Source organism: Trinickia acidisoli, assembly GCF_017315725.1.
GTDB lineage: Bacteria > Pseudomonadota > Gammaproteobacteria > Burkholderiales > Burkholderiaceae > Trinickia > Trinickia acidisoli.
Genome location: NZ_JAFLRG010000002.1, coordinates 672,787 through 699,032 on the forward strand (window position 1 = coordinate 672,787; position 26,246 = coordinate 699,032).

19 protein-coding genes are annotated in these 26,246 nt (G+C 63.5%); 11 read left to right on the top strand and 8 right to left on the bottom strand.

Annotated elements, in window-relative coordinates:
- Position 1: 1 nt before the first annotated feature.
- Positions 2-1,228, bottom strand: a complete 1,227-nt coding sequence (locus J3485_RS21595) for an MFS transporter (protein ID WP_206956363.1) — start codon at positions 1,226-1,228, stop codon at positions 2-4.
- Positions 1,229-1,345: 117 nt separating this feature from the next.
- On the opposite strand from J3485_RS21595, the gene J3485_RS21600 reads away from it, so the two are divergent.
- From J3485_RS21600 to J3485_RS21620, 5 genes are all read left to right on the top strand, one after another.
- A complete protein-coding gene (locus J3485_RS21600; protein WP_242538878.1) occupies positions 1,346-2,242 on the top strand; it encodes a LysR family transcriptional regulator in 897 nt (298 codons plus the stop codon).
- Positions 2,243-2,375: 133 nt separating this feature from the next.
- Positions 2,376-3,284 (top strand): NAD-dependent protein deacetylase, encoded by a 909-nt coding sequence (locus J3485_RS21605; protein WP_206956364.1) that lies wholly within the window; start codon positions 2,376-2,378, stop codon positions 3,282-3,284.
- 65 nt (positions 3,285-3,349) lie between these two features.
- Entirely contained in the window at positions 3,350-4,759 is a 1,410-nt protein-coding gene (gnd, locus tag J3485_RS21610; protein WP_206956365.1) for an NADP-dependent phosphogluconate dehydrogenase, read from the top strand.
- 209 nt (positions 4,760-4,968) lie between these two features.
- On the top strand, positions 4,969-5,292 hold the full coding sequence (locus J3485_RS21615) for a DUF4148 domain-containing protein (RefSeq protein WP_206956366.1): 324 nt from the start codon (positions 4,969-4,971) through the stop codon (positions 5,290-5,292).
- A 280-nt stretch (positions 5,293-5,572) separates the two neighbouring features.
- The gene (locus J3485_RS21620; protein ID WP_309477070.1) at positions 5,573-6,280 is read left to right on the top strand and encodes a peptidoglycan DD-metalloendopeptidase family protein; all 708 of its coding nucleotides are present in this window, start codon (positions 5,573-5,575) and stop codon (positions 6,278-6,280) included.
- Positions 6,281-6,316: 36 nt separating this feature from the next.
- On the opposite strand, the gene J3485_RS21625 is transcribed toward J3485_RS21620, so the two are convergent.
- Positions 6,317-6,556: a hypothetical protein gene (locus J3485_RS21625; protein WP_242538879.1), complete on the bottom strand. Its 240-nt coding sequence runs from the start codon at positions 6,554-6,556 to the stop codon at positions 6,317-6,319.
- A 200-nt stretch (positions 6,557-6,756) separates the two neighbouring features.
- On the opposite strand from J3485_RS21625, the gene J3485_RS21630 reads away from it, so the two are divergent.
- Positions 6,757-9,210: a glycogen/starch/alpha-glucan phosphorylase gene (locus tag J3485_RS21630; protein ID WP_206956368.1), complete on the top strand. Its 2,454-nt coding sequence runs from the start codon at positions 6,757-6,759 to the stop codon at positions 9,208-9,210.
- A gap of 51 nt (positions 9,211-9,261) precedes the next feature.
- Here J3485_RS21630 and J3485_RS21635 read toward each other — a convergent pair whose 3' ends face one another.
- Together J3485_RS21635 and J3485_RS21640 are read right to left on the bottom strand one after the other, a co-directional pair.
- Positions 9,262-9,654 carry a DUF6232 family protein gene (locus J3485_RS21635; RefSeq protein WP_206956369.1) on the bottom strand — a complete coding sequence of 131 codons (393 nt, stop codon included), beginning with the start codon at positions 9,652-9,654 and terminating at the stop codon, positions 9,262-9,264.
- Positions 9,655-9,751: 97 nt separating this feature from the next.
- Complete coding sequence (locus J3485_RS21640) at positions 9,752-10,006, bottom strand: DUF2866 domain-containing protein (protein WP_206956370.1); 255 nt, start codon at positions 10,004-10,006, stop codon at positions 9,752-9,754.
- Positions 10,007-10,324: 318 nt separating this feature from the next.
- On the opposite strand from J3485_RS21640, the gene J3485_RS21645 reads away from it, so the two are divergent.
- Positions 10,325-11,290: a hypothetical protein gene (locus J3485_RS21645; protein WP_206956371.1), complete on the top strand. Its 966-nt coding sequence runs from the start codon at positions 10,325-10,327 to the stop codon at positions 11,288-11,290.
- Positions 11,291-11,341: 51 nt separating this feature from the next.
- On the opposite strand, the gene J3485_RS21650 is transcribed toward J3485_RS21645, so the two are convergent.
- From J3485_RS21650 to gabT, 4 genes are all read right to left on the bottom strand, one after another.
- Complete coding sequence (locus J3485_RS21650) at positions 11,342-12,457, bottom strand: succinylglutamate desuccinylase/aspartoacylase family protein (protein WP_206956372.1); 1,116 nt, start codon at positions 12,455-12,457, stop codon at positions 11,342-11,344.
- A 174-nt stretch (positions 12,458-12,631) separates the two neighbouring features.
- A complete protein-coding gene (locus J3485_RS21655; RefSeq protein WP_206956373.1) occupies positions 12,632-13,402 on the bottom strand; it encodes an ABC transporter substrate-binding protein in 771 nt (256 codons plus the stop codon).
- Positions 13,403-13,607: 205 nt separating this feature from the next.
- Entirely contained in the window at positions 13,608-15,074 is a 1,467-nt protein-coding gene (locus tag J3485_RS21660; protein ID WP_206956374.1) for an NAD-dependent succinate-semialdehyde dehydrogenase, read from the bottom strand.
- Between the two features lie 46 nt (positions 15,075-15,120).
- Positions 15,121-16,404, bottom strand: a complete 1,284-nt coding sequence (gabT, locus tag J3485_RS21665; RefSeq protein ID WP_206956375.1) for a 4-aminobutyrate--2-oxoglutarate transaminase — start codon at positions 16,402-16,404, stop codon at positions 15,121-15,123.
- Positions 16,405-16,712: 308 nt separating this feature from the next.
- On the opposite strand from gabT, the gene J3485_RS21670 reads away from it, so the two are divergent.
- The 4 genes from J3485_RS21670 (at position 16,713) to J3485_RS21685 (ending at position 26,233) form a co-directional block, all read left to right on the top strand.
- A complete protein-coding gene (locus tag J3485_RS21670) occupies positions 16,713-17,753 on the top strand; it encodes a M14 family zinc carboxypeptidase (RefSeq protein ID WP_206956376.1) in 1,041 nt (346 codons plus the stop codon).
- Positions 17,750-18,553 (top strand): alpha/beta fold hydrolase, encoded by an 804-nt coding sequence (locus J3485_RS21675; RefSeq protein ID WP_206956377.1) that lies wholly within the window; start codon positions 17,750-17,752, stop codon positions 18,551-18,553. Before J3485_RS21670 ends, J3485_RS21675 begins: the two co-directional genes overlap by 4 nt.
- A 72-nt stretch (positions 18,554-18,625) precedes the next feature.
- A complete protein-coding gene (locus tag J3485_RS21680) occupies positions 18,626-23,485 on the top strand; it encodes an NAD-glutamate dehydrogenase (protein ID WP_206956378.1) in 4,860 nt (1,619 codons plus the stop codon).
- A 273-nt stretch (positions 23,486-23,758) separates the two neighbouring features.
- Positions 23,759-26,233 (top strand): mechanosensitive ion channel domain-containing protein, encoded by a 2,475-nt coding sequence (locus J3485_RS21685; RefSeq protein WP_206956379.1) that lies wholly within the window; start codon positions 23,759-23,761, stop codon positions 26,231-26,233.
- Positions 26,234-26,246 lie beyond the last annotated feature (13 nt).

A 26,246-nucleotide genomic window follows, 5' to 3' on the forward strand; every position in this document is an offset into this window, starting at 1 on the left:
ATCAGGACGGCGCTCGATCGCGATGCATCTGATGAATCACCGCGGCGGCAACGAACGCGATCAGCGTGACGGTAGTTACGCCTAGCCATCCGATCGAAGCAAGCACCGGACCGGCCAGCGCGGCACCGACCGCACTACCGACAAAGAATAGGCCAGTAAACAAGCCGTTCACTCGACCGCGCGTTTCGGGCGCAAGCAGATTGATCGCGCGACGGCCCAACGCTTGATCGGCGATGACGCCGGCATCGAGCAGGAAGGCCGATGCCGCGGCGAGCGCAAGCGCGAGCGTGTGCGGCAGCGGCGCCGTCAATGCCCATGCGGCCGCGATCACGGCGACGATCGCCACGACGTGTGCCGTTTGCTTCGCTTGCCGTGCATAGCCGCGATCGGCTGCGCGTCCGGCGATCGGTGCGGCTACGGCGCCGCCGGCGCCGGCGAGCGCAAACGTCGCGATTTGCGCCGCGCTGCAATGAAACGGTGCACGCGACAACACGACCGCAACGCTCGTCCAGAACGTGTTGAAGCCGATCATTAGGAGTCCTTGATAAAGCGCATGTCGACGCAACACGTCGATCGAGGCGACGAGGCGCGCGAGCGAGGCGATCAACGAGCGATAGGAGGGCTTGGCATCAGGCACGAGCGCGGGCAGCCGCGGCACGGCGAACGCGGCGACGATCGCCAGCAGCGCAGCGTCCGCGATGAAGAAGCCGCGCCATCCGAATGCATGTGTTGCAATGCTCGCGAGCGGGCGCGAGAGCAGGATGCCCAGCATGAGCCCGCTCATGACGTTGCCGACGACGGCGCCGCGCGCCTGCGGCGGCGCCAGCGCGGCGGCAGCGGGGACGAGCATTTGGATCGCGCTGGCCGTGACGCCGATCGAGAATGACGCCGCGAGGAAGGCACTCGGCGTTGGTGAGCCGGCCGCAACGATCAAGAAAACGGCTTCCGCGGCGAGCGTGATGCCGATCAGCGGACGATTCGGCAATCGATCGACGAGCGGAACGAGCGCGACGAGGCCGACCGCATAACCGAGCATCGTGAGCGCGGTGATAAGCGTGGTCCACGCGCGCAGATGCAGCGACGCATCGAGCGCGCCGAGCATGACTTGCGAGGCGTAGAGCGGCAGCACGGCCACGCCGACGAGCGTGGCGAACAGCAGCGTGGGAACGCCGTCGCGGTTCGCGGTCGGCCGCGAGGCGAGTAACGTGCGTTGCGGGCAGGCATTCATGCAAGCACCTCTTTTCGATGAATTTGGAAATAAGAACGGCTCGATGCTACTCTCCCGTATGAAGTAAGTAATTGGCGGTCTGATGGATACATAATCCGTAAAATCGGGAGAATAAAGATGCAATCGTTGCGCGAGCTCGAAACCTTCGTGGCCATCGCCGAGGAGGGGAGCCTGACGGGCGCGGCGCGGCGGCTCGGCAGATCGCTGCAAGCGGTGAGCCGCGGCTTGCAGACGCTCGAAGGCGCGATGGGGGCGACGCTCGTCTTGCGCACGACGCGCACCTCGCAATTGAGCGCCGCCGGGGAGCGGTTCTATAGCCGCGTAAAGGCGATCCTTGCCGATCTCGAGATCGCGCAAACGGAATTGGCCGAAGATGCACAGCGATTGACGGGACGGTTGCGCGTGAACGCGCCGACGTTGTTCGGGCCGCGCTACGTCGTGCCGCTCATCGCCGAATTCTTGCAGCGTCACCCGGAGCTCACTGTCGCCGTTGCGCTCGCAGACGAGTTCAACGACCCGGCGACGAGCGGTGCCGACGTGACCGTGCGCATCGGCGAGACGCCCGATTCGCGTTTGGTGGCGCGCAAGCTGGCCGACGTCCGCCGGGTGACATTCGCGTCCGTCTCCTACCTCGCGGCGCACGGGCAGCCGCGCACGCCAGAGGATCTCGCATCGCATGCATGCGTCGTACGAACCGGCGTGGCAAACCCTTATCGCTGGAACTTCACGGCGCGTGCCGGCACGCCCGCCTCGGTCACGGTGGCCGGGCGCTTCGAAAGCGATCAGGTCGCGGCGGTCAACGCGGCCGTCATCGGCGGCCTCGGGGTCGGGCTCGCCGCGTTCTGGCAAATCCGCGACGCGCTCGAAGCCGATCGCGTGCGGATTGTGCTGCCCGAGTACGAACCGGCTCCGCTGCCGTTGTTTGCGCTATGGCTGCGCACGCACAAGATGCCGGCGCGTACGCGCTTGCTGATCGATTTCCTCGCGGCTCGGCTTGCCGGCGAGAAACTATGAGACGTCTTCGCGCGTTCTGAAGGACGAGCCAAGCATCGCTCGTCCACGAGCAAGCCGCCGACGCGCCGACCTCGAACGGCGTAGAATGCGCGTCGTCGCCGTTCGCGCGTTGTTAGAGGAGTGGCCGCCCATCATGACCGAATCGGAATCGCCCGCTTCGATTCGACTGCCCGAGCTTTCGTCTCATGCGCAGGCGGGCGGCGCCGCGGCGCTCGATGCCCTCTGCGAGTTCGTTGCGACGCACGCGCGGCTGTTCGTCTTGACGGGTGCGGGCGTGAGCGTGGCGTCCGGCATTCCCGGCTATCGCGATCTGAAGGGCGATTGGATGCGCGCGCAACCGATTCAATGGCAGGCGTTTCGCGATTCCGAGCACGCGCGGCGCCGATATTGGGCGCGCAGCATGGTCGGCTGGCCGATGCTCGCTCAGGCGCAACCGAATGCGGCTCATCGCGCGCTGGCGCAGCTCGGCGCCGCGGGCCGCATTGGACGTCTCGTGACGCAGAACGTCGATGGCCTTCATCAACGAGCGGGGAGCGCCGATGTCGTCGAACTGCACGGCAGTATCGATGAAGTGCTGTGCCTCGCCTGCGGCATTCGCCATCCGCGCGCCGCGATCCAAATGCTGCTGTTGCGTGACAATCCGGCGCTTGCCGACGCAAGCGCGGTGGCAAGCGCCGATGGCGATGCCCATTTGGAGTGGGCGGCGCTCGACGTGTTTCGTGTGCCGACGTGCCCGCACTGCAACGGCATGCTCAAGCCCGACGTGGTCTTCTTCGGCGAGAACGTGCCGCACGAACGCGTCGCCGCGGCCATGCAAGCGCTTCAGGCCGCTGATGCAATGCTCGTCGTCGGCTCGTCGCTGATGGTGTTTTCCGGCTATCGTTTTTGCACGTGGGCGGCACGCGCGGGCACGCCGATTGCCGCAGTCAATATTGGACTCACGCGTGCCGATGCACTTTTTTCGTTGAAGGTGGAGGTGCCGTGCGACGAGGCGCTGTCCGCGTTGGCTGCGTGCATTGCCCCCTCGGTCTCGAATCGTTGAAGGTCATTTCGTCATGACGTGCGGCGAACGATGCCGGCACGTCGGTATCTTGGAGAATTCGACACATGAGCAAACCAGCCATTGGCGTCGTCGGCCTCGCGGTGATGGGCCGCAATCTAGCGCTGAACATCGAAAGCCGCGGCTATACCGTCGCGGTCTACAACCGCAGTAGCGCGAAGACGGACGAGCTCGTCGCGCAATTTCCCGATCGCAAGCTCGTGCCGGCGCAATCGCTCGAACAGTTCGTCGGCTCGCTCGAAAAACCGCGACGTATTCTACTGATGGTCAAAGCCGGCGAACCCACCGATGCGACGATCGCTGCCCTCAAGCCGTTGCTCGACAAAGGCGACGTGCTGATCGACGGTGGCAATACCCACTTCACCGATACGATTCGCCGTAATCAGGAGCTTGCGCAGGCGGGGCTGCATTTCATCGGCACGGGCGTGTCGGGCGGCGAGGAAGGCGCGCTCAAGGGGCCCGCGATCATGCCGGGCGGACCGCGCGATGCCTACGATCTCGTCGCGCCGATCTTGACGCAGATTGCAGCGAAAGCGCCCGACGGCGAGCCTTGCGTGGCCTATATCGGCCCCGACGGCGCAGGCCACTTCGTGAAGATGGTGCACAACGGTATCGAGTACGGCGATATGCAATTGATCGCCGAAAGCTATGCCGTGCTCAAGCAGGTGGCGGGGCTCTCGAACGCCGAGCTGGGAAAAGTCTATGCGCAATGGAACGAGGGTGAACTCGACAGCTATCTCATCGACATCACGGCCAAGATTTTCGGCAAGCGGGATGAGGAAACGGGCCGCGATCTTGTCGACGTGATCCTCGATCGCGCAGCGCAAAAGGGCACGGGCAAGTGGACGAGCCAGAATGCGCTCGATCTCGGCGTGCCGCTGCCGCTGATCACCGAGTCGGTCTTCGCGCGTGTGCTGTCGTCGCTGAAAACGCAGCGCGTCGCCGCGAGCAAGGTGTTGTCGGGGCCACAGACGAAGCCGTTCGCCGGCGATCGCACCGCCTTCATCGAAGCCGTGCGCCGCGCGCTTTATCTGAGCAAAGTGATCTCCTATGCACAGGGCTTTGCGCAGTTGCGCGCGGCCTCGGAAGAGTATCGATGGAGCCTCGATTTCGGCGGCATCGCCAAGATATTCCGAGCAGGTTGCATCATCCGGGCGCGATTCCTGCAGAAGATCACCGATGCTTATACGCATGATCCGGCGCTCGCGAATCTGCTGCTCGACCCTTATTTCCGGGAGATTTCGGAACACTATCAGGCCGCGCTGCGCGAGATCGTCGTGGCGGCCGTCACAGCCGGGGTTGCGGTACCGGCATTTGCTTCGGCGATCGCCTACTTCGACGCGTATCGGTCAGAGCGGCTGCCCGCGAACCTCGTGCAGGCGCAGCGCGATTTCTTCGGCGCCCATACGTTCGAGCGTATCGATCGCGAAGGCAGCTTTCATGCGACATGGGCTTAGGCGATGAGTGCTGTGCCGCAGAGTGTGCAAAAAATGAGCAATTGAGGTGGTGTTTTATCGAGAAGCTTCCGGGCGATGCGTGGATTGTTGCTTCTTAAGAAATTCTATTTCGTCGAATTAGTGGTTTTCCCTAGGTGTTCGGCTGACTAGACTGTGGTCAATCGCTGCGGCACATCGCATGTGGCGAACCACAGTTTCGGAGGTTGATCATGAAATCACTCGTGTATGCAATGGTGGCAGCTTCTGCTCTGTCGATTCCGCTCGTTTCGTTCGCTCAATCGTCTGACAACGGTCCGGTGACTCGCGCGCAAGTGCGTCAGGACTTGATCAACGTGGAACAGGCCGGCTACAACCCGAGCGCTAGGAGCCCGAACTACCCCAACGACATTCAAGCGGCCGAGCAGCGCGTGAACGAAGGCCAAGGCGCGACCGGCTACGGCGGTGTGGCGGCGGGTTCGTCGCAGTCCGGCGCACCTGTGCAGTTGCATCCGACGAACGTCGACGGCGTGCACTCGCTGTATTACGGCCGTTAAACCGCATTGACGGAACGCGATCGCGCCCCATTGGTCTGAGCGTAGCGATCGGTTGAGTAGGACCGGCTGGCTCGCGGCTCCCGCAAGGGGGCCCGAGCCAGTTTTGTTTTGCGTTTTTGGTTTTGCTCGCCTTTGGTTTTGCTTTTACGCGCCGGGATGTGCGATGCTCGGCGGGTACGATCGTGAAGGACGACAAATGTCCGAGTCGTCGGCGCAAGCGGTTTGTCAGGCTGCCGGCGGATCGGGTTCCCAAGACAAATGCATCGATCGAGGGCCGAGAGTGAAGACGGTGAGCATTCGTGCACGACAGCGCCTTGCGTGGGCGCCGGTTGCGCTGGCGTTGGCCGGCGTAACGTTTCTCGGAGGCTGTGCAACGGGCGATGAGTGGTTCGGCGGATCGCCGTTCGCTTCGCAGCCGCCTGCGCAGCAGCGGCCCGGCGTAGCGGCCGGCTACTATCGCGTCAATCCCGGCGACACGCTTCCCGGTATCGCGGCTGCATTTGGTCAGCGTGCGGACGACCTGGCGGCATGGAACAATCTGCCGCGCACAGCTATGCTGACGCCTGGGCAGGTGCTGCGCGTTGCGCCACCGCCGGGTGCCGGCGCATCTTCCGGCGAGGGCCTCGTCGTGCGCCCCGCGTGGCCGGCCTATGGGAAAGTCGTGCGGCTGACCGATGCGGGCAACGTCAAGGGCATCGTCATCACGGGGCAGCCCGGCGAGGTCGTGAAGGCATCGGCCGACGGGACCGTGATTTACGTGGGCACGGGGGTCGATCAATACAAGTCGCTCATCGTCGTCAAGCATGGTGGCGATGTCGTTTCAGGCTATGCGGTGAACGGCGACGTCATGGTGAAGGAAGGCGACCCTGTCATAAAGGGGCAGCCCATTGCACAAATGGGCGCCGACGCGTCGGGACGCGGCACCCTCGAATTCGAAATCCGCAAGGCCGGCAAGCCTATCGATCCGCTCGCCTATCTGCCTCGCTGATCCGCTCACCTGGCGGGCACTGGCCGTGCTGGGTGCCTACGACATCGACGCCAGCAAGATCGCAAGCCGTTTCACGTGCGTGCGGAACGCCTCTAGCGAGTCGCGCTCGCCGGATGCACTCGGTTGCGGCTGCGTCGACAGTTCCGCGTGCGCTTTCAATTCGTCGGCGATTCTGCATCGCACGTCGGGCGGCAGCGCGCGGATGACCGATAGCGTCAGCAGTTCTTGCGCGTGAAGCATGCCGATGACCGAATGGATATTCGTTTGCGTTGTCATACCGATCTCCGTTGAGCGCCGACGGTCCTTTCATACTAGGCCGGTGCGCGCCGGGAGGCCAACGTTGCGCTCGAGCGCGAGGTCGCGAAGCGTTGCCTTCACGTCTGCGCAAAATGACGTAACCTGAATATTTCAGCGGTGAGCGTTCGGGGCCGCGTGTCAGCAAGGCGCATGCCGCTGTTTGCCCGAGGAGGTTTTCGATGACAGCCGTCGATCTGGAATTCGACCAGCTCAACAGTACCGTCGATGCGCTGCGGCGCTCCATCTCTAATCGTTTGATGTACGGCGTCGGCAAAGACGCCGTTGCGGCTCGGCCGCAGGATTGGCTCAACGCCGCGGCGCTCGCCGTGCGCGACCGGCTCGTCGCGCGCTGGATGAAAACCACGCGGCAGCAATACGAGCAAGACGTCAAGCGTGTCTATTACCTGTCGATGGAGTTTCTCATCGGCCGCACGTTCACGAACGCGTTGCTCGCTCTCGGAATCTACGATTCGATGAAGGAGGCCTTGGCGAGCCTAGGTGTCGATATGGAGGCCATGACCGATCTCGAGCCCGATGCCGCGCTCGGCAACGGCGGCCTCGGCCGCCTGGCTGCTTGTTTTCTCGATTCGATGGCAACGCTTGCCATTCCGGGGTTCGGCTACGGGATTCGATACGAGTACGGCATGTTCCGGCAGCAGATCGTCCGCGGCGAACAAGTCGAGACGCCCGACTATTGGCTGCGCGCGGGCAATCCTTGGGAGTTTCCGCGGCCCGAAGTGCAATACATCGTTCACTTCGGCGGGCGCACGATCGTGCACGACGGGCGCGTCGAATGGGTCGATACCGATCACGTCAGTGCGATGGCGTACGACACCGTGATCCCAGGCTTTGGCACGAGCGCGACGAATACGCTGCGGCTTTGGTCCGGCCGTGCGACCGAGGAACTCGATCTGTCCGCGTTCAATCAGGGCGATTATCGCCGTGCCGTCGAAACGAAGGAGCATTCCGAGAACGTGTCGCGATTGCTGTACCCGGACGATTCCACGCCTGCCGGCCGCGAGTTGCGGCTACGCCAAGAGTACTTCTTCGTATCCGCGACGATGCAGGACCTGATTCGCCGCTATCAGCGCACGCACAGCACGTTCGGCCGTTTCGCGGAGAAAGTCGCGATTCACCTCAACGATACGCACCCGGTGCTGGCGATTCCCGAGTTGATGCGGTTGCTCGTCGACATTCATCACGTGCCATGGGATCGCGCGTGGAAAATAGTCCATCAAGTGTTTTCGTATACCAATCACACGTTGATGCCCGAAGCGCTCGAAACATGGGATGTCGACCTGCTTGCACGGTTGTTGCCGCGGCACCTCGAAATCATCTTCGAGATCAATGCCGATTTCCTGAAGGAAGCGAGCGAGCATTTCGGGCACGACCTCGAGGTGATTCGCCGTGTTTCGCTCGTCGACGAATATGGGCAACGCCGCGTGCGCATGGCGCATCTGGCGATCGTCGCCAGCCAGAAGGTCAACGGCGTGTCGCAGCTCCATTCGCAATTAATGGAGCGCGAGTTCTTCAGCGAATTCGCGCGCGTTTTCCCCGAGCGATTCACGAACGTGACGAACGGCATTACGCCGAGGCGCTGGCTTTCGCAAGCGAACCGCCCGCTGTCGCAATTGATCGACGCGCATATCGGCAAGCGCTGGCGCACCGATTTGTTCGAGCTCGGCAAGCTGCGCGCGCTCAAGGACGACAACGCGTTTACCTCGGAGTTTCGCGCGGCGAAGCGGCGCAACAAGATACGTCTCGCGCAGCGGCTGCTTCATGAGACGGGCTGCACGATTCACCCCGACGCGCTGTTCGATTTGCAAGTCAAACGGATTCACGAGTACAAGCGGCAACTGCTCAACGTGCTGCACGTCATCGCTCGCTATAACCGCATTCGCGCGCGTCCGAACGACGATTGGGTGCCGCGCGTGGTCATCTTCGCCGGTAAGGCGGCATCGGCGTACAAAATGGCGAAGACCATCATCAAGCTGATTGGCGACGTCAGCGAGAAGATCAATCACGATCCGCTCGTAGGCGATCGATTGAAGGTCGTGTTCGTGCCGAATTATGGCGTCAGCGTGGCGGAACTCATGATTCCCGCTGCCGATTTGTCGGAGCAAATCTCGATGGCCGGCACCGAGGCGTCGGGTACCGGCAACATGAAGCTCGCGTTGAATGGTGCCTTGACGATCGGCACGATGGACGGTGCCAACATCGAAATCTGCGAGGCGGTGGGGCGAGAGAATATGTTCATCTTCGGACACACGGCGGATGGCGTCGGGCAATTGCGCGCCTCCGGCTATCGGCCGCGCGAAATCTACGAGCACGACCCGCACTTGCGGCTCGCGCTCGATCAGATCCGCTCCGGCTATTTCGCCGATGGCGACCCGCATCGCTTTTCCGACATCTTCCACACGCTCGTGGATTGGGGCGACCACTACATGGTGCTGGCCGATTTTGCCGCGTTCGCCACTGCCCAAGATGCCGTGGATGCGCGCTTTCGCGATCCGCGCGCATGGACGGCCAGTGCGATCGAGAATGTGGCCGGCATGGGGCGATTTTCGTCCGACCGTACGATTGGCGAGTACGCACGCGACATTTGGCGCGTCAAGCCGCTGATGCTGGAGTAGCAGGGGCGAGGGCCCGCGCCCCTGCTGCTGCGACTACGACTACGACTACGACTACTGGACAATCGTATTTCGGATCGATGCAAGCGCGCTTTGCAGCGCTTGCTCGACGCGTTTCACGAAATCCGAATCGGGGCTCGACAATGCTTCCCGATCCCCGCCTTGCGTCGAGACCACGAGCCGGTGCTTGATGTCCTGCGTGTACCACGCGAGTATGCCGACGACGATCAGCATCGCACCGAGCGTGAGCGCCGCGCCGGATCTCGACACGCCACCTGCGATCGCGACGGCTAGGCCGGCCAGCGAAAGCGACAGCGGGAGGATTTTGTTTTTTTGAATCGTCTCGATGCGGGCGCCTTGAATCTCGCGCAACGAAAAAATCTGGCCGCCCGCGCTAAGCCCGTTGCGCGTGATCATGACGCCACGCTCGTTGAAAGTGTTATCCATCGAGAGACAGGGGAATGGAGGTGATTGGCCTGCCAGCCTAGCAGAGAACGCGACAACGCGTCATTGGACAATGACGTCGCGGCTTGATTTTTGCAGTTCAGCCGACCTCGTCGACATAGACGCGCCCGGGAATATGCGACGCGACGAGCCGCGCAATATCCGTATCGGTATATTCCGCGGGTACGACGCAGCGATGCGAAGGCGCATCCTTGTGCATCGTCCATTCGACTAGCCGGTAGGTGCGCCCCCAGGGACGCTGCACGGGCGTCGATACGCGGCAGCTTTGGACCGGTAAGGCATGCTCGCGCTTGAGCATCGTGCGCATATGCTTGAACACCGTATCTTCGATCATGGCCGTTTCCAGTTACGGCACCGCACGGGCCGTGCGGCCGCCACGCGTAGGGGAACAAAAAAACGCCGCCGATGCTCCGGCGGCTCAACAGGGGTGGTATGGGCGCATAGTCGCAGTGCAGAATTAAGCCAAACTTAAGGCGCGGGGCTCGGCGCATCGAGCCGTGTGCCACAAAGAGCGATAACCGCATGAAATAAAAGGATTTGTATGCGCCGTGGCATGCGCTCGTGTATCACGGCGTTACACCTATTCACCCATACGCTCCGTAACCTTTGATCGAGAGGTGTTCCCATGGCGTTCTATCAGTGCCCGCGGTGCATGAAGAAATTTGCCGACAACAGGGATATGACACTCCTCTGTCCGTTTTGCCATTGCCGCGTGTTGCCGCATCGCGGCCCAGCGCCGCTCAATCTTTGCAGAACCGCATTGTTGGCAACGCGTTCGCCTTCCCTGCCTGTGCCGTTGACAGAACGGCTTTCGTTCCATTTGATCCCGCTCACCGCCGATAACGTTGTGTTCTGGAAAACCTACGTCTGCGCGATGCGAATGATCGTGCTGAACGTGAATTTCAGTCGAGAGATGAAGGACGGTTGGGTCCAGGCCGTGAAAGGGTTTTTAGATGCGCTCACCGCTTTCGATAGGACGCCCGAAAGCCAAGTCTGGGTTGCCGCTGCAACCTACGGCCCGATCGCACAGCATACTTTTGCCCGGTCGGCCGTGAACATCGAGATGTGCATGACGGTGACAACCCATCGGGACGTTCCGTTCACAACGCACATGGGCATCTTCCGATCGCCGCTCCGGCACTTGACGATAGCGTCCCTCGAGCCGCTGCAGCGTCAGAACATGTTTCGCGTCAACGAGATCGTTGCCCTGTTGCTGCGTGACCTGTCCTTTTTGCGATCCACGAGCAATCTTTCGGGCCAGTTGCACGCTTTCGCGGCCAAACGCTGCTTGCAGGACTGTCATCGGGGTGTCGAGAAGCGCTACATGATCACGGCGCCTTTGAAAAAGATGTTGGAAATCATGATCAGGAAATACGGCGCCGACGCGACCCGAGATATCCGATATGCATGCGTGGGTCAGGACGCACGCGTGACCGTCGGTGACAGTGTGTTCAATTTCAGAGAACGTGCGTTGCGTACCTATGTATGGCTCTTCTCGCTGGCCGACCTGGACGGGGATAGACCCAAGATCGCGATCGACATTCGAGCGTTGGCCGCATCGACGGACGAGCACAGGCGCGTCGAAGCGGTGCTCGACTGGCTCGATAAATGGTCGTGAAGGCAGTGCGCTTAGTAGGCGTACTGACGCTGCGAAAGAGGTACGTTGGGCTCAGGCCGACAGCAAACTGCCGCTGCGCAAGGGTGTCGTACCCGCGATCCGGGCGACTTCCATGCCGGCAGTGGCAAAGCGGGTTCGATGTCGAGCATAAAGGACGCCTGACGTGCCGGCCCTGACCGTTTCGACACGATCGGTCAGCGGATCGACGATGTCGGCGACGTCTTGGCCTTTTTCGATCCGGATGCCGGCCGGTACGCGGAATACGAGTACGCCGGAGATCGGCGAGATCAGCGGCTCGGTGCCCGCGAGCGGCGTAGCGGGGAAGGCGAGCGGCGGCAGGTGCGCCGGCGTGCCCTCGATGAGCGCGCGATGCGTCAGATACTCGACGATCGCTTGCGAGTCGTGCTCGGCGTGCGCGTAGGAAACGTCGGCTTGGCCGCGCAGCTCGACGGTGACCGAAATCGAGCCGTTGGGAATCGGGAAGCGGTTGCCGAAGCGTGCGCGCAACTCCGACCAGCAGAAGCTGTGGATTTCGTCGAACGGATTGCCGACCGAATTGAGCGCGAGCAACGACGCCTTCGCATCGAGGTAGCGCGAGAGCGGTTCGACGTCGGACCACAGATCGGGGTTCGTGTAGAGATGCATCGCACCTTCGAAGTCGCAATGCAGATCGAGCACGATGTCGGCATCGTGCGACAGGCATTGCAGCGCAAGCCGTTGCGATTCGAGTTCGGTGCGTGGCGTTTGCGCCGCGAGCGCTTCGCGCATCGTCGTGCGTACCGCCTGAAGATTGGCGGCGGCATCGCCGGTCAAGCGGCCTTCGATGCGGGGGATCACGAGCGCGGCGAGATCGTAGAAGTTGCGGTTGAAATTCGTCGCCGTGTTCGTTTCGAAGCGGCCGATCATTTGTCCGAGCACGTGTTGATTGAGCCCGATCGGATTCGGCACCGGCACGACGACGATCTCGGCGCGCAGCTTGCCCGCGGCTTCCAAGGCGGCCAGCTTGCGCCGCAGCTCCCAGGCGACGAGCATGCCCGGCAACTCGTCGGCATGCAGCGACGATTGCACGTAGACCTTTTGGCCGCCCTCAGGGCCGTAATGAAAGCTCGTCAACGTGCGCTCGGTGCCGAGCGAGGGGGCAATCAACGGATGGATCTTCTTTTGCATAACGATTCTCGGCGCCGTTCATGCACGCCATGCCGCGAGGGATGGGTGTTCGATTGTACGTCGGCGCGGGGCGGTGTTCTAAGTGCGAAGCGACACGCAATATAAAAAAGGCTCCGGTTTGACGCGGAGCCTTTGGTGTGGCGGTGCTCGGGCGCAGCCGCGCCCGGTTGGCGATCAGCCCTTCGGAGCGACGTCGAAGTCGAAATACTTCGCTTCCAGCTTCTTGTAGGTGCCGTCGTGCATCATGCCGTCGATGGCTTGGTCGATGTCGGCCTTCAGATCGGTATCGTCCTTACGCAGGCCAATCGCGGCCGCGCCCGAGGGGATCGGTTGGCCGGCCTGCGCGAAGTCCTTGCCGCGCGGCGTCTTCAAGAAGCCGAGCTCCGCTTGCACTTGGTCTTGCAAGGCGGCGTCGAGGCGGCCCGATTGCAGATCTTGGTAGACCTGGTCTTGGTTCTGGTAGGGAACGACCTTCACGCCCTTCGGTTCCCAGTTCTGCTTGGCGTACGTTTCCTGAATCGTACCCTGCTCGACGCCAACCGATTTGCCCTTGAGCGAATCGGCCGTCGGCAGCAGGCCCGAGCCCTTTTTCGCGACGAGCGCCGTCGGCGTATCGAACAGCGGCTTCGAGAAAGCGATTTGTTCTTCGCGTTGCGGCGTGATCGTCATCGACGACAGCACGCCGTCGAACTTCTTGGCCTTCAGCGCGGGGATCATGCCGTCGAAGTCGTTCTCGACCCAAACGCATTTCGCATGCAGACGGCGGCAGATCTCGTTGCCGAGATCGATATCGAAGCCGACGACCTTGCCGTTCGGCGCTTTCGATTCAAAGGGGGCGTAGCTCGCGTCGACACCGAAACGGATGGTCTTCCAGTCTTTCGCTTGCGCCACGCCGGCCGAGACGGCGAGCGTGGCGATGGTCACGGCGGCTAACAATTTTTTCACGTTGACTCCTCGAGTAGTTCGATCGACCCCAATGCGGCGGCTGTCGCATCGAGGCGCCGTTCCGCATGGCAGGGCGGCCGATGGTTGTCCCATGCTGCCGTGCTCCGGCAGCGCGGCGCAAAGCATACCGCACCAAAATAAGGCGCTGCTAGTAAACCACCGGATGCCGAGCGAATGCAACATCTCGAAAAGCGGGCGATTGGATTTAAAGCCCCATGCACAAATACTTGACGACGACGTATTCGTCGATGCCGTAATGCGATCCTTCGCGTCCGAGGCCTGATTGCTTGACGCCGCCGAACGGCGCGACCTCGTTCGAGACGATGCCTGTGTTGATGCCGACCATGCCGTACTCGAGCGCTTCGGCCACCCGCCAAACCCGGCCTATGTCACGGCTGTAGAAGTAGGCGGCGAGGCCGAACTCGGTATCGTTGGCGAAGCGCACCACTTCGTCGTCGCTCGAGAATTTGAACAACGGCGCCACGGGGCCGAACGTTTCTTCCTTCGCGAGTTTCATGGCCGACGTGGCGCCGGCCAGCACGGTCGGCTCGAAGAAGTTGTGGCCGAGCGCATGCCGCTTGCCGCCCGTCACGACTTTTGCGCCCTTCGACAGCGCATCGGCGATGTGCGCCTCGACTTTCAACAAGGCCGCCTCGTTGATGAGCGGGCCTTGGGTCACGCCGGGCTCGGTGCCGCGGCCGACCTTCAATTGTTCGACGGCCGCGCGCAGCTTGGCGGCGAACGCGTCGAACACCTTTTCGTGCACGTAGAAGCGGTTCGCACAGACGCAGGTCTGCCCGCTGTTGCGATACTTCGACGCGATGGCGCCGACCACGGCCGCATCGAGATCCGCGTCGTCGAACACGATGAACGGCGCGTTGCCGCCGAGTTCGAGCGAGACCTTCTTGACCGTCGGCGCGCATTGGGACATCAACAGCCGGCCGACGGCCGTCGAGCCCGTAAACGAGAGTTTGCGTACGAGCGCGTTGCTTGTCATCTCGGCGCCGATCGCCTTCGGTTCGCCCGTTATGACACTCAGGACGCCGGCCGGCACGCCGGCGCGCTCGGCCAGCACGGCGAGCGCCAGCGCCGACAACGGCGTGGCCTCGGCCGGCTTGACGACGAACGGGCATCCGGCCGCCAACGCAGGGCCGACCTTGCGGGTGATCATCGCGGCCGGGAAGTTCCACGGCGTGATGGCGGCGCAGACACCGATCGGCTCCTTCACGACGACAAGGCGCTTGTCGTTCGTCGGGCTCGGAATCGTGTCGCCGTAGACGCGCTTCGCTTCCTCGCCGAACCATTCGAGAAACGATGCGGCGTACTGGATCTCGCCCTTCGCTTCGGCAAGCGGTTTGCCTTGTTCGGCCGTCATGATGGCGGCGAGGTCGTCGGCATTGGCGAGCAAGAGCTCATACCACTTGCGCAACACGGCCGCGCGCGCTTTGGCCGGTTGCGCACGCCACGCGGCCCAAGCCGCGTTTGCCGCTTCGATTGCACGCCGCGTTTCGGCCGCACCCATTTCAGGTACCGTCGCCAGCACGCGGCCCGTGGCCGGGTTGCGCACTTCGAACGTGGCGCCGCTGTCGGCGTCTTGCCAGCTTCCGGCGATGAATGCCTTCGTTTTCAGCAACGAAGGGTCTTTCAGATCGATCGGTTCGATGTTCTGCATGTCAGTTCAACTCCAACGGTGAATCGGCAGGGCGGAAGCAAACAGCTTACGCCATCGCACCGACGCTTTCCTTCAAGGCTTCCTCGAGCAGGCCGAGTGCGTCGTCGAACACGGATGTCTCGATGGTGAGCGGAAACAGGAAGCGGATGACGTTGCCGTAAGTGCCGCAGACGAGCAGCAGTAGGCCACGCTCGAGCGCGTGCGCCTGCACGCGCTTGACGAATGCGGCGTCGGGCGTGCGCGTGCCGGGTTGCAGAAACTCGGCGGCGACCATCGCGCCTGGGCCGCGGATATCCGCAAGCTGCGGAATGTCGGTGCGCAACGCTTCAAGACGCGCTTTGAGTGTGTCGCCGAGCCGCGTGGCACGTTCGCAGAGCCGTTCTTCGTCGATGATGTCGAGCACGGCATGCGCCGAGGCCAGTGCAAGGGGATTGCCGGCGTAGGTGCCGCCAAGGCCGCCGGGCGCCGCGGCATCCATCAAATCGGCGCGGCCGACGACCCCCGACAGCGGCATGCCGCCCGCCAAGCTTTTCGCCATCGTGATCAGATCGGCGGCGACGTCGTAGTGTTGCATCGCAAAAAGCTGGCCTGTGCGGGCGAAACCCGTTTGCACCTCGTCGGCGATGAGGACGATTCCGTGCTCGTCGCAGAGGCGGCGCAGGCCCCGCACGAATTCGGGCGGCGCGACGTTGAAACCGCCTTCGCCTTGCACGGGCTCGAAGACGATGGCCGCAACGCGAATCGGCTCGATGTCCGCTTTCAGCAGCGTTTCGACGGCATGCAGCGCATCGGCCGTCGTGACGCCGTGGACGCGATTCGGAAACGGCGCGTGGTAGACGTCGGACGGGAACGGGCCGAATCCGACTTTGTACGGGGCGACCTTCCCCGTGAGCGCCATGCCCATCAGCGTGCGCCCGTGAAACCCGCCGGCAAACGCGATCACGCCAGGGCGGCCCGTCGCGGCGCGGGCGATCTTCACGGCATTCTCGACGGCTTCGGCGCCGGTGGTGAAGAATGCTGTTTTCTTTGGAGACGTGCCGGGCGCGCGGGCGTTGATCTTTTCCGCAAGCTCCACGTAGGATGCGTACGGCACGACCTGGTAAGCCGTGTGCGTGAAGCGCGCCAATTGCGCTTCAATGGCGGCGACGATGCGAGGATGGCGGTGTCCCGTGTTCAATACGGCGATGCCCGCGGCGAAGTCGATGAAGCGGCGGCCCTCGACATCCCAGAGCTCGGCGTTTTCGGCGCGTGCCGCGTAGAAGTCGCACATCACGCCGACGCCGCGCGGCGTGGCGGCATCCTTGCGAGCCTGCAGGTCGGAATTCTTCACGGTGTTCTCCTCGTCTTGCCGGATCGATGGTGGCTGGGTCGGCGGGTGCTCCGGCCGGCTCGGTACGGCGACTATAGCCAGCTTTGGCTCTTAGATTTAGAGCCATTTCCGCGAAAAAGAGAGGACCACTTTGTCTGCTGCCTTGGGTTGTGCGCAGCCGGATTGAGCGTCGATCTCTTCGATGCCTTCGGTGCGATATCGAGAAAAACGTGCGCGCGAGGCGCTAAAAATCGTAGAAAACGACCTATATTGAGTGAGTCTTCCGCGGCGCCGGCCGCCCCCTTCGATCGACGCTCGGGTTGCAAGCAATGACAGCCGTCCTTCCCTCGTTGCCCAAGACCACGTTCGCCGAATACGAGGAATTGAAGGCGATTCTGGACGCGGGCAGTCGACGCATGGCCGTGCGCGCCGTGTCCGAAGTGAGCGCCGGCGGTCACGCATTTCCGATCTACGTCGCCACGCTCGGCTCGCTCGACCCTCAGGTGCCGGCCATCGGTTTTTTCGCGGGCATCCACGGGCTCGAACGCATCGGCACGCAGTTGCTGCTCGACTACATGCGTTCGCTCGTGGCCCGGCTCGAATGGGACGCGTTGCTGCAAGAACAATTGCGCGGGATCCGGCTCGTCTTCATGCCGATCGTCAATCCCGGTGGCATGTGGGCCATGACGCGCTCGAATCCCAACGGTGTCGACCTCATGCGCAACGCGCCGCAAAATGCGGAAGGACGCGTGCCGTTTCTGGCCGGCGGCCAGCGCATCGGGCCTTGGCTGCCTTGGTATCGCGGCGCGAGCGGTGCGCCGATGGAGCTCGAAGCCGCTACACTGCTGCGTGTCGTGGAGGAAGAACTGCTGTCGCGGCCGCTCAGTTTCGCGCTCGATTGCCATTCGGGCTACGGCTTTCGCGACAGCATCTGGTTTCCTTACGCGAAGTCGACGAAACACATCGCGCATTTGCCGGAGATGTTCGTGCTCAAGGCCATGTTCGAGCAAGCGCATCCGCATCACGGCTATTTGTTTGGGCCGCAGAGCATGCAGTACCTCGCTCACGGCGATCTGTGGGATTGCGCGTACGACAAGCGCCGCGCGCCGTCGATCTTCCTGCCGCTCACGCTCGAGCTCGGCTCGTGGCTTTGGATCAAGAAGAATCCGCTGCAGATCTTGCGGCGCGAGGGCATGTTCAATCCCATCAAAGCGCATCGCACGGAGCGCGTGCTGCGGCGTCATACGAACCTGCTGGACTTCCTTGCACGCGCCGCGTATGCAGCGCGGCGTTGGCTGCCGTGCGGCGCAAGCCGCGATCGGTTGATGACGTGCGCGGTCGAGTATTGGTACCGCAGGCGGCGAGCATGAGTGCATGGATCCTACTGCGCGGGCTGACGCGCGAGGCGAGGCACTGGGCGCAATTTCCCGCTCGGCTGCGAGCGAGCGGCTTGGACGCGGAGATCGTCTGTCTCGATCTGCCCGGTAGCGGGCAGCATGTGGATCTGCGTGCGCCGACGAGCATCGCTGCGACGACGGACTTCGTGCGCGCCCGCCTCGCGGTGGACGGACATGCGCCGCCGTACCGCGTCGTCGCGCTCTCGCTCGGCGCGATGGTTGCCGTCGATTGGGCGCAACGTTTTCCGGCCGAGATCGAGCGGCTCGTGCTCATCAACACGAGCATGCACCGATACAGCGGGCCGCACGAGCGGCTGCGGCCCAGCGCATGGCCGCGGGCGTTGCGAGCGGCGTGGCGCTGGCGCGGCAGGCAAGACAGGCGTGTGGCCGAAGCGGCGATTCATGCTTTGACGTGCCGTCGCGAGGACGAGCGCGAGGCGGATCTCGCCGCCTGGATCGAGATCTACGAAAGCGCACCGCCTACGCGGACGAACGCATTGCGGCAACTCTTGGCGGCCGCGCGCTTTCGCGGTACGCCGCTTGCGCCGCGCTGTCCGACGCTCGTGCTGGCTTCGCGCGACGACGCGCTGGTCCATCCCGTGTGCTCGACGAAGCTGGCCGCCGCATGGGGCGCAACGCTGATCGAGCATCCCTGGGCCGGACACGACCTTCCCCACGACGATCCCGCATGGCTCGCCGATGCGATCGCGGCGTGGGTGGGCGATGGGGTGGGGAATGCCTCGGCTGTCGTCGTGCCTTCGACTGGCGCATAATCGCGCTCACCTGGCCGAGCAGGCCGAGCCGCTGATTGAACGTCGAGCATCGTCACCCGCCGCGGAGGCACCATGCTAGCGAACAACGAAGAAGCCGTCGCCCATTTGCTCGCGGACGTCCTCGAGTATGCGCGAGGGCGATGGTCCGAAGCCGCATTCGTCCCGCTCGAATCGTTTCTGCGCTTTTACTACGAACTCGTCGACGCGCAAGACTTGCAAAGCCGCGCCATCGCCGACCTCTACGGCGCGGCGATGGCCCATTGGCAGACCGCGCAGCGATTCGTGTCGGGCACGGCTGCGCTGCGCGTCTACAACCCGGTGCTCGACGAACACGGCTGGCATTCGGATCACACCGTCATCGAGATCGTCAACGACGATATGCCGTTTCTCGTCGATTCGGTAACGATGGAAGTCAATCGCTGCGGGCTGACGCTGCACTCGGCGATCCATCCGGTGTACCGCGTCTGGCGCGACGCGCAAGGCGCGATCGCTCGCATCGAGCCGGGCGGCGCGACGAGCGGCGAGGAGACGTCGGCTCATCGCTCGCGTCTCGAGTCATTCATCCACTTCGAGATCGATCGCTGCAGCGAAGCGGCAAAATTGGCCGAGTTGCGCTCGAACATCGGGCGTGTGCTCGCCGACGTGCGCGCGGCGGTCGAAGATTGGTCGAAGATGCAGGCTGTCGCGAAGGAGACGATCAAGGCGCTGGCCGCGCGTGAATCGAGCGACGAAGCATTCGAGGCCCGCGCGTTTCTCGAGTGGATGGCGGCCGATCATTTCACGTTCCTGGGCCTGCGCGACTACGTGCTCGTGCCGCACGAGGGCGGCTTCGCGCTGCGCGGCGTGGACGGAACCGGCGCGGGCATCTTGCGCGAAAGTTTGCGTTTTGCCGATGCGCCCGACCTCACGCCGCTGCCGCGCGCCGCGGTGGAGATCATCGAAGGAGACTCGCCGATTTTCCTGACGAAGGCCAATTCCCGAGCAACCGTGCATCGGCCGGGCTACCTCGATTACGTCGGTGTGAAGCTGTTCGGGCCGGACGGAAAGCTCGTCGGCGAGCGCCGCATGCTGGGCTTGTATACGTCGACGGCCTATACGGGTTCGATCAACGACATTCCGATCGTGCGGCGCAAATGCGCGAACGTCGTGCGGCGCGCGGGGTTTCTCGCGAAAGGGCATCTGCACAAGTCGCTCGTCACCGTCCTCGAGCAGTATCCGCGCGACGAACTGTTTCAAGCGAACGAGGACGATCTCTACGACATCGGGCTCGGCATATTGCGCCTGCAGGAGCACCAGCGCACGCGGATGTTCGTGCGGCGCGACCGCTTCGAGCGTTTCGTTTCGTGCCTCGTATTCGTCGCGCGCGAGAAGTACAACACGGACTTGCGACGGCGCATCGCGAAGCTGCTTGCCGGCGCGTTCAACGGAACGAGCGTCGAATTCACGCCACTGTTGTCGGAATCGCCGCTCGCGCGCATTCACATCGTCGTGCGCACGAATACGGGCGTGCTGCCCGAGGTGGACACGCAAGAGTTGGAGGCGCGGCTCGTCCAAGCCACGCGCCGCTGGCAGGACGATCTCGCCGACGCGCTGCTCGAGCGTTTCGGCGAAGAGGAGGGCAATCGGTTGCTGCAACGCTACGGCGATTCGTTCCCGGCCGGATATCGTGAAGATTATGCCGCGCGCACCGCGGTGCGCGACATCGAACTCATCGAAGCGGCGCAGCGCAACGAGACGCTCTCGATGAATCTGTACCGGCCGATCGAAGCGTCGCCCCGCGCGTTTCGATTCAAGGTGTATCGCGCCGGACAGTCGATCGCACTTTCGCGCAGCCTGCCGATGCTCGAGCACCTGGGCGTGCGCGTCGACGAAGAGCGTCCCTATCTCATCGAGCCTGCAGGCGCGACACCGGCCTGGGTGCACGACTTCGGCCTGGAATTGACGGACGACGTCGAGTTCGACATCGAGCACGTGAAAGCGCTATTCGAGGAAGCGTTTGCGCGCGTGTGGGCAGGCGAAGTCGAGAACGACGACTTCAACCGGCTCGTTCTGCGGGCGCAGCTCGCCGCTCGCGAAGTGTCGATTCTGCGCGCCTATGCGAAGTATTTGCGGCAAGTGGGCTCGACGTTCAGCGACGCTTACGTCGAACGCGCGGTGACCGGCAATCCGGCACTGGCGCGCGGGCTCGTCGAGCTGTTCCTCTCGCGTTTCGACCCGACGCTCGGGCCCGCGCGCGCCACGCGCGCCGACGCGCTGCTGCACGGTATCGAAACCGCGCTCGACCAGGTGCCGAATCTCGACGAAGACCGGATCTTGCGGCAGTTTCTCGGCGTCATCAACGCGACGGTCCGCACGAACTACTTCCGTCGCGACAGCCACGGCGAGCCGCTGTCTTACCTCTCGTTCAAGCTCGATCCGTCGCGCGTGCCCGGGCTGCCCGAGCCGAAGCCGATGTTCGAGATCTGGGTCTACGCGCCGCGCGTGGAGGGTGTGCATCTGCGCGGCGGGCGCGTCGCGCGCGGCGGCTTGCGCTGGTCGGATCGGCGCGAGGACTTCCGCACCGAAGTGCTGGGGCTCATGAAAGCGCAGATGGTGAAGAATACGGTCATCGTGCCGGTCGGATCCAAGGGCGGCTTCGTCGTCAAGAATCCGCCGGCGGCGGGCGATCGCGAGGCGATGATGCGCGAAGGCATCGCCTGCTATCAAACGTTTCTGCGCGGCTTGCTCGACGTGACCGACAACCGCCAAAACGGCGCGATCGTCGGTCCGCCCGCCGTCGTGCGTCACGACGGCGACGATCCGTATCTCGTCGTCGCCGCCGACAAGGGCACCGCCACGTTCTCCGACTACGCGAACGCGATCGCGCGCGAGTACGGCTTTTGGCTCGACGATGCATTCGCCTCGGGCGGCTCGGTCGGCTATGACCACAAGAAGATGGGCATTACGGCGCGCGGCGCCTGGGAATCGGTGAAGCGCCATTTCCGCGAGATGGGCACCGATACGCAGACGACCGACTTCACGGTCGTCGGCATTGGCGATATGTCGGGCGACGTATTCGGCAACGGCATGCTGCTCTCGCGCCATATCCGGCTCGTGGCTGCCTTCGATCATCGACACGTCTTCCTCGATCCCAATCCGGACCCGGAAACGAGCTTTGCCGAACGCGAGCGGCTCTTCGTGCTCGAACGCTCGAGTTGGGCCGATTACGATCACACGAAGATCTCGGCTGGCGGCGGCGTCTTCCCGCGTACCGCGAAAGCGATCCCGATCTCGCCGGCCGTGCAGACCGTGCTCGGCATCACGGCGACAGCGCTCGCGCCGAACGAACTGATCCGTGCGATTTTGCTTGCTCCAGTCGATCTGCTCTACAACGGCGGTATCGGCACCTATGTGAAAGCGACGCGCGAAACGCACGCGCAGGTCGGCGACCGCGCCAGCGACGGCGTACGCGTCAACGGCGCTCAATTGCGCGTGAAAGTGGTCGCGGAGGGCGGCAATCTGGGCCTCACGCAATTGGGCCGCATCGAATACGCGCAAAAGGGCGGACGCCTCAACACCGACGCCATCGACAACTCGGCCGGCGTCGATTGCTCCGACCACGAAGTCAACATCAAGATCTTGCTCGGGCTCGTCGTTGCCGATGGCGAGATGACCGAAAAGCAGCGCAACGCGTTATTGGCGGAAATGACCGATGAAGTCGGACTGCTCGTGCTGCTCGACAATTATCAGCAGACGCAGGCGCTCTCGATTGCCGGGCGCTACACGGGCGAGCTCTTGGAAGCCGAGGCGCGTCTCATGCGCGCACTCGAACGCGCCGGCCGCTTGAATCGGGCGATCGAGTTCCTGCCGAACGACGAGGAAATCGCCGAACGGCAAGCGGCCAAAGCCGGGTTGACGTCGCCCGAACGCGCGGTGCTGCTGGCCTACAGCAAGATGTGGCTCTACGACGAGCTGCTCGAATCGGACTTGCCGGAAGACCCGCTCGTTGCCGACATGCTGCGCGAGTACTTCCCCAAGCCCCTGCAAACGCGCTTCGCCGAAGCCGCCGCACGGCATGCGCTCAAGCGTGAGATTCTCGCCACGCACCTGGCCAATGCGTTGGTGAACCGCGTGGGCTGCGCATTCGTGCACCGGCTGCAAGAGGAGACGGACGCGAAGACGAGCGATATCGTGCGCGCGTGCATGATGGCGCGCGACGTTTTCGGTATCGACGACCTCTGGCTGCGCATCGATGCCCTCGACAATCGGGTCGCCGACGACGTGCAAGCCCGCATGTTCGTCGACGTTGCGCGGCTCGTGGAACGCGTGGCGCTGTGGTTCCTGCGGCAATTGCAGACAGAACAGGGCGCACGCGACAGCGCGGGCGTTCGCGCGTTGATCGAGCGTTGCCGTGAGGCGGCGGCGCGGCTGGTTGCGCGCTTGCCGACCCTGTTGCCGAGCGCCGAACTCGCAGCGCTCGACGAGCGCCGGCGTGCGCTCGAGCAGGAAGGCGTCGATGCCGATCTGGCCGGACGCATCGCGAGCGGCGACATGTCGGCGGCGGTGCTGGACATTGCCGAGGTGGCATCGAACGTCGATCAGCCGCTGGAACTCGTGGCGGGCGTCTACTTTGCGCTCGGCACATTGCTCGATTACGGATTCATTGGCGAGCGCGCGAGCGCATTGCCGACGCACACGCATTGGGACATGCTCGCGCGTGCCGCGGCGCTTGCCGAGCTTGCGAGGCTCAAGCGCGTGCTGACGGTCAGCGCGCTGACGCACGCGCCCGAACGTGCGTCGGCCGATGCGATTGCCGCGGCTTGGCGCGAGCAGCGCGCACCGCAACTTGCGCGCTTCGCGCAGTTGGTTGCCGAGCAACGCGCGTCGGGCGGCGCGAGCTTGTCGATGCTGCTGGTGCTCGTGCGCGAAATGACGGTATTGGAGCGGGGATAGGAAAAGCAGCGAACGCGGCGCCGTTGAACCGCTCCGATATGGCCGATATGGCCGATATGGCCGATATGGCCGATATGGCCGATATGGCCGATATGGCCGATATGGCACGCGCATTGCTCACCGATCCCAGGCCGTGGCTTGACGGGCGACGGCGAACGGCTGCACGCTCTCGGGATCGTTCCGGCGAGAACGGTGTCACATGAGGTCGAGCGCGCGCGGCGGCTTGTCCGCGGCGCGTTCTCTCCGTCATTGGCATTTCTTCCTCACGTCTTTATGCGCAAATTACTGTCCACCGGTGTGCTGTTTTTATTGTTTTGCTTTTCGTTCGCGCATGCCGCGCCCGCTTCGGCACCGGCGTCGCCAAAGCCAGTCTCCAACCCTTCCACTGTCGTCTTGACGCCCGAGCAGGCCAAGCGCGCGCTGCAAGTGCTCGGCAATCCGACCTCGCGCGGGCAAATGGAAGACACGTTGCGCGCCATCGCCGCGGCCGGTGCGCTGGCGACGCCGCCCGTCGCTAGCGCACCGGCGGCGGCATCGTCGTCCGCGGCTTCAGGGGTGTTGTCGGCGATTGCGTCTAATGGGCTCGTGTCCCAGGTGTCGCATCAGACCGTCCACGACATTCGTAGGATCGGCGCGTCGCTGCGCCACTCGGTGGCGGCATTGCTCGACGTGCGTTCCGTGCGCGCATGGTGGAGCTACGAGATGACGAGCACGGAAGGGCGCGCGCAGCTCGAGCAATTGGGCTGGACGCTCGCCGCCACATTCGTTCCCGCGTGGCTCGCGAGTTGGCTCTTGACGCGGCTGCTCCGCAAGCGAGTAGCCGTCTTGGCCGTCGGCAAGGCCGAGGCGGATGGCGGGGCGGATGCGAATGCTCGAGCGGCCAATGCCAATGCCAACGCCAATGCCGAGGCGGATGCGGCGGTGAGCACGCTCAACGCGAACGTGCCCGCGACGAGTATCGACGAGCAAGCATTGCGCGCGGCGCGCAATCAGCGCGATGCCGCTCATGCGGGCCGACACTGGTCGCTGCTGCAACGGCTGCCTTACGCGCTCCTGCATACGTTGCTCGAAGCGATTCCGCTCGCGGCGTTCGTCGGCGTGGCGTTGGTCGCGATGTCCTTGCTGACCGACGACGGAACGCAGCAGGCCGATGTCGTCGTAACCGTCATCGAGATCTATACCGTTGCGCGCGCGATCGTGCTCGCGAGCGGGTTTTTGTTCGCTAGCGGTGCGCCGAGGCTGCGCATGCTGCCGCTCGGCGACGCGTGGGCTGCCTTCGGTGAAGCATGGGTATTGCGCCTCGTGATCGTGCTCGGCGTCGGTGTCGCATTGGCCGAGACTCCGGTGTCGCTCGGCCTCACGGCGGCCGCGCACGATGGCATCGAGAAGGCCGTGGCGCTCGTCGGTCACGTGATGATCGTGGTGCTGATCCTGCAGATTCGCCGGCCCGTGGCTGATTGGATGCGATCGAAGTACGCGCGCTCGGGGCTGTTCCGATTCCTGGCGAATTGGTTGGCCGATACGTGGGCGGCCGTCGCTGCGTTTTTCGTCATGGCGCTTTGGTTCATTTGGGCGCTCGACGTGCGCAACGGCTATGAAACGCTGCTCGAGCACGGTGGGCTGTCGCTGTTGATTCTCGTCGGCGCGCGTGTCGTCGCGATCGTCACGTTCGGTATTCTCGGGCGCATTTTCAAGGCACCGAACGAGGCCAAGCCGTCGATTGCGCTGCAGCGCGCACAGCGTTACTACCCGCTGCTGCGCCGGTTGACCTGGCTCGTGATTCTCGTCGCGGCAACGGCGCTCGTCTTGTGGGTGTGGGACATTCACGTGTGGCGCGCGTTTACCGGTAACTTCGTCGGGCGCAAACTCGCTTCGGCGTGCGTGACCGTTGCCGTTGCCGCATTCGTCGCACTGCTCGTATGGGAGACCATCAACGTTTCGATCGAACGCCGGCTCCACCGGTGGACCGATACGGGCGATCTCATGCGCGCCGCGCGCTTGCGCACGTTGCTGCCGATGCTGCGCACGGCGTTGCTCGTCGGCATTGCGCTCGTCGTCGGGCTGACCGGCTTGAGCGAGCTCGGCGTAAACATCGGGCCGCTGCTCGCGGGCGCGAGCATTTTCGGGGTGGCGCTCGGCTTCGGTTCGCAAAAGCTCGTGCAGGACTTCATCACGGGGATGTTCCTGCTGATGGAGAACGCGATGCAGGTCGGCGATTGGGTCACGCTCGCGGGCGTATCGGGAACGGTCGAGTACTTGTCGATTCGCACCGTGCGTCTGCGCGGCGGCGACGGTGCGCTGCATACCGTCCCGTTCAGTTCGGTGTCGACGGTGACCAATTCGAACCGAGGGTTGGGTAACGCCGCGGTCAAGGTCAGCATTGCGTATGGACAGGACATCGATCTCGCCACGAAAACCTTGAACGAAATCGGCGCTCAATTGCGCGAAGATCCGAAATTCAAGGATGGCATCATCAGCGACTTCAGTTTCTGGGGCGTCGACCAAGTGGACGGCTCGATGATCACGCTCGTGGGCCAGGTTCAATGTCGCGATACCGCGCGCTGGCCGATCCAGCGCGAGTTCAATCGGCTCATCGCCGGGCGGTTCCGCGAACGCGGCATCGCTATCGCCAATCCGCTGCGCAACGTGCTCGTGCCGAGCGACGGAGCGAAGGGGATCGACGATAAGAAACGAGAAGAGCCTGTCAACGAGGAGGGGACAGGCAAGAAACCGTCGACCGAGCAATGACGAGAGGATGGGC

Excerpts from the sequence above, each read along its gene's own strand:
- J3485_RS21650 (WP_206956372.1), bottom strand. The coding sequence starts at position 12,457 with ATGCAAAAGAAGATCCATCCGTTGATTGCCCCCTCGCTCGGCACCGAG.
- J3485_RS21660 (WP_206956374.1), bottom strand. The coding sequence starts at position 15,074 with ATGCAGAACATCGAACCGATCGATCTGAAAGACCCTTCGTTGCTGAAA.
- gnd (WP_206956365.1), top strand. The coding sequence starts at position 3,350 with ATGAGCAAACCAGCCATTGGCGTCGTCGGCCTCGCGGTGATGGGCCGC.
- J3485_RS21615 (WP_206956366.1), top strand. The coding sequence starts at position 4,969 with ATGAAATCACTCGTGTATGCAATGGTGGCAGCTTCTGCTCTGTCGATT.
- J3485_RS21675 (WP_206956377.1), top strand. The coding sequence starts at position 17,750 with ATGAGTGCATGGATCCTACTGCGCGGGCTGACGCGCGAGGCGAGGCAC.
- J3485_RS21630 (WP_206956368.1), top strand. The coding sequence starts at position 6,757 with ATGACAGCCGTCGATCTGGAATTCGACCAGCTCAACAGTACCGTCGAT.
- J3485_RS21640 (WP_206956370.1), bottom strand. The coding sequence starts at position 10,006 with ATGATCGAAGATACGGTGTTCAAGCATATGCGCACGATGCTCAAGCGC.
- J3485_RS21625 (WP_242538879.1), bottom strand. The coding sequence starts at position 6,556 with ATGACAACGCAAACGAATATCCATTCGGTCATCGGCATGCTTCACGCG.
- J3485_RS21600 (WP_242538878.1), top strand. The coding sequence starts at position 1,346 with ATGCAATCGTTGCGCGAGCTCGAAACCTTCGTGGCCATCGCCGAGGAG.
- J3485_RS21685 (WP_206956379.1), top strand. The coding sequence starts at position 23,759 with ATGCGCAAATTACTGTCCACCGGTGTGCTGTTTTTATTGTTTTGCTTT.
- J3485_RS21605 (WP_206956364.1), top strand. The coding sequence starts at position 2,376 with ATGACCGAATCGGAATCGCCCGCTTCGATTCGACTGCCCGAGCTTTCG.
- J3485_RS21670 (WP_206956376.1), top strand. The coding sequence starts at position 16,713 with ATGACAGCCGTCCTTCCCTCGTTGCCCAAGACCACGTTCGCCGAATAC.
- J3485_RS21635 (WP_206956369.1), bottom strand. The coding sequence starts at position 9,654 with ATGGATAACACTTTCAACGAGCGTGGCGTCATGATCACGCGCAACGGG.
- J3485_RS21595 (WP_206956363.1), bottom strand. The coding sequence starts at position 1,228 with ATGAATGCCTGCCCGCAACGCACGTTACTCGCCTCGCGGCCGACCGCG.
- J3485_RS21645 (WP_206956371.1), top strand. The coding sequence starts at position 10,325 with ATGAAGAAATTTGCCGACAACAGGGATATGACACTCCTCTGTCCGTTT.
- J3485_RS21680 (WP_206956378.1), top strand. The coding sequence starts at position 18,626 with ATGCTAGCGAACAACGAAGAAGCCGTCGCCCATTTGCTCGCGGACGTC.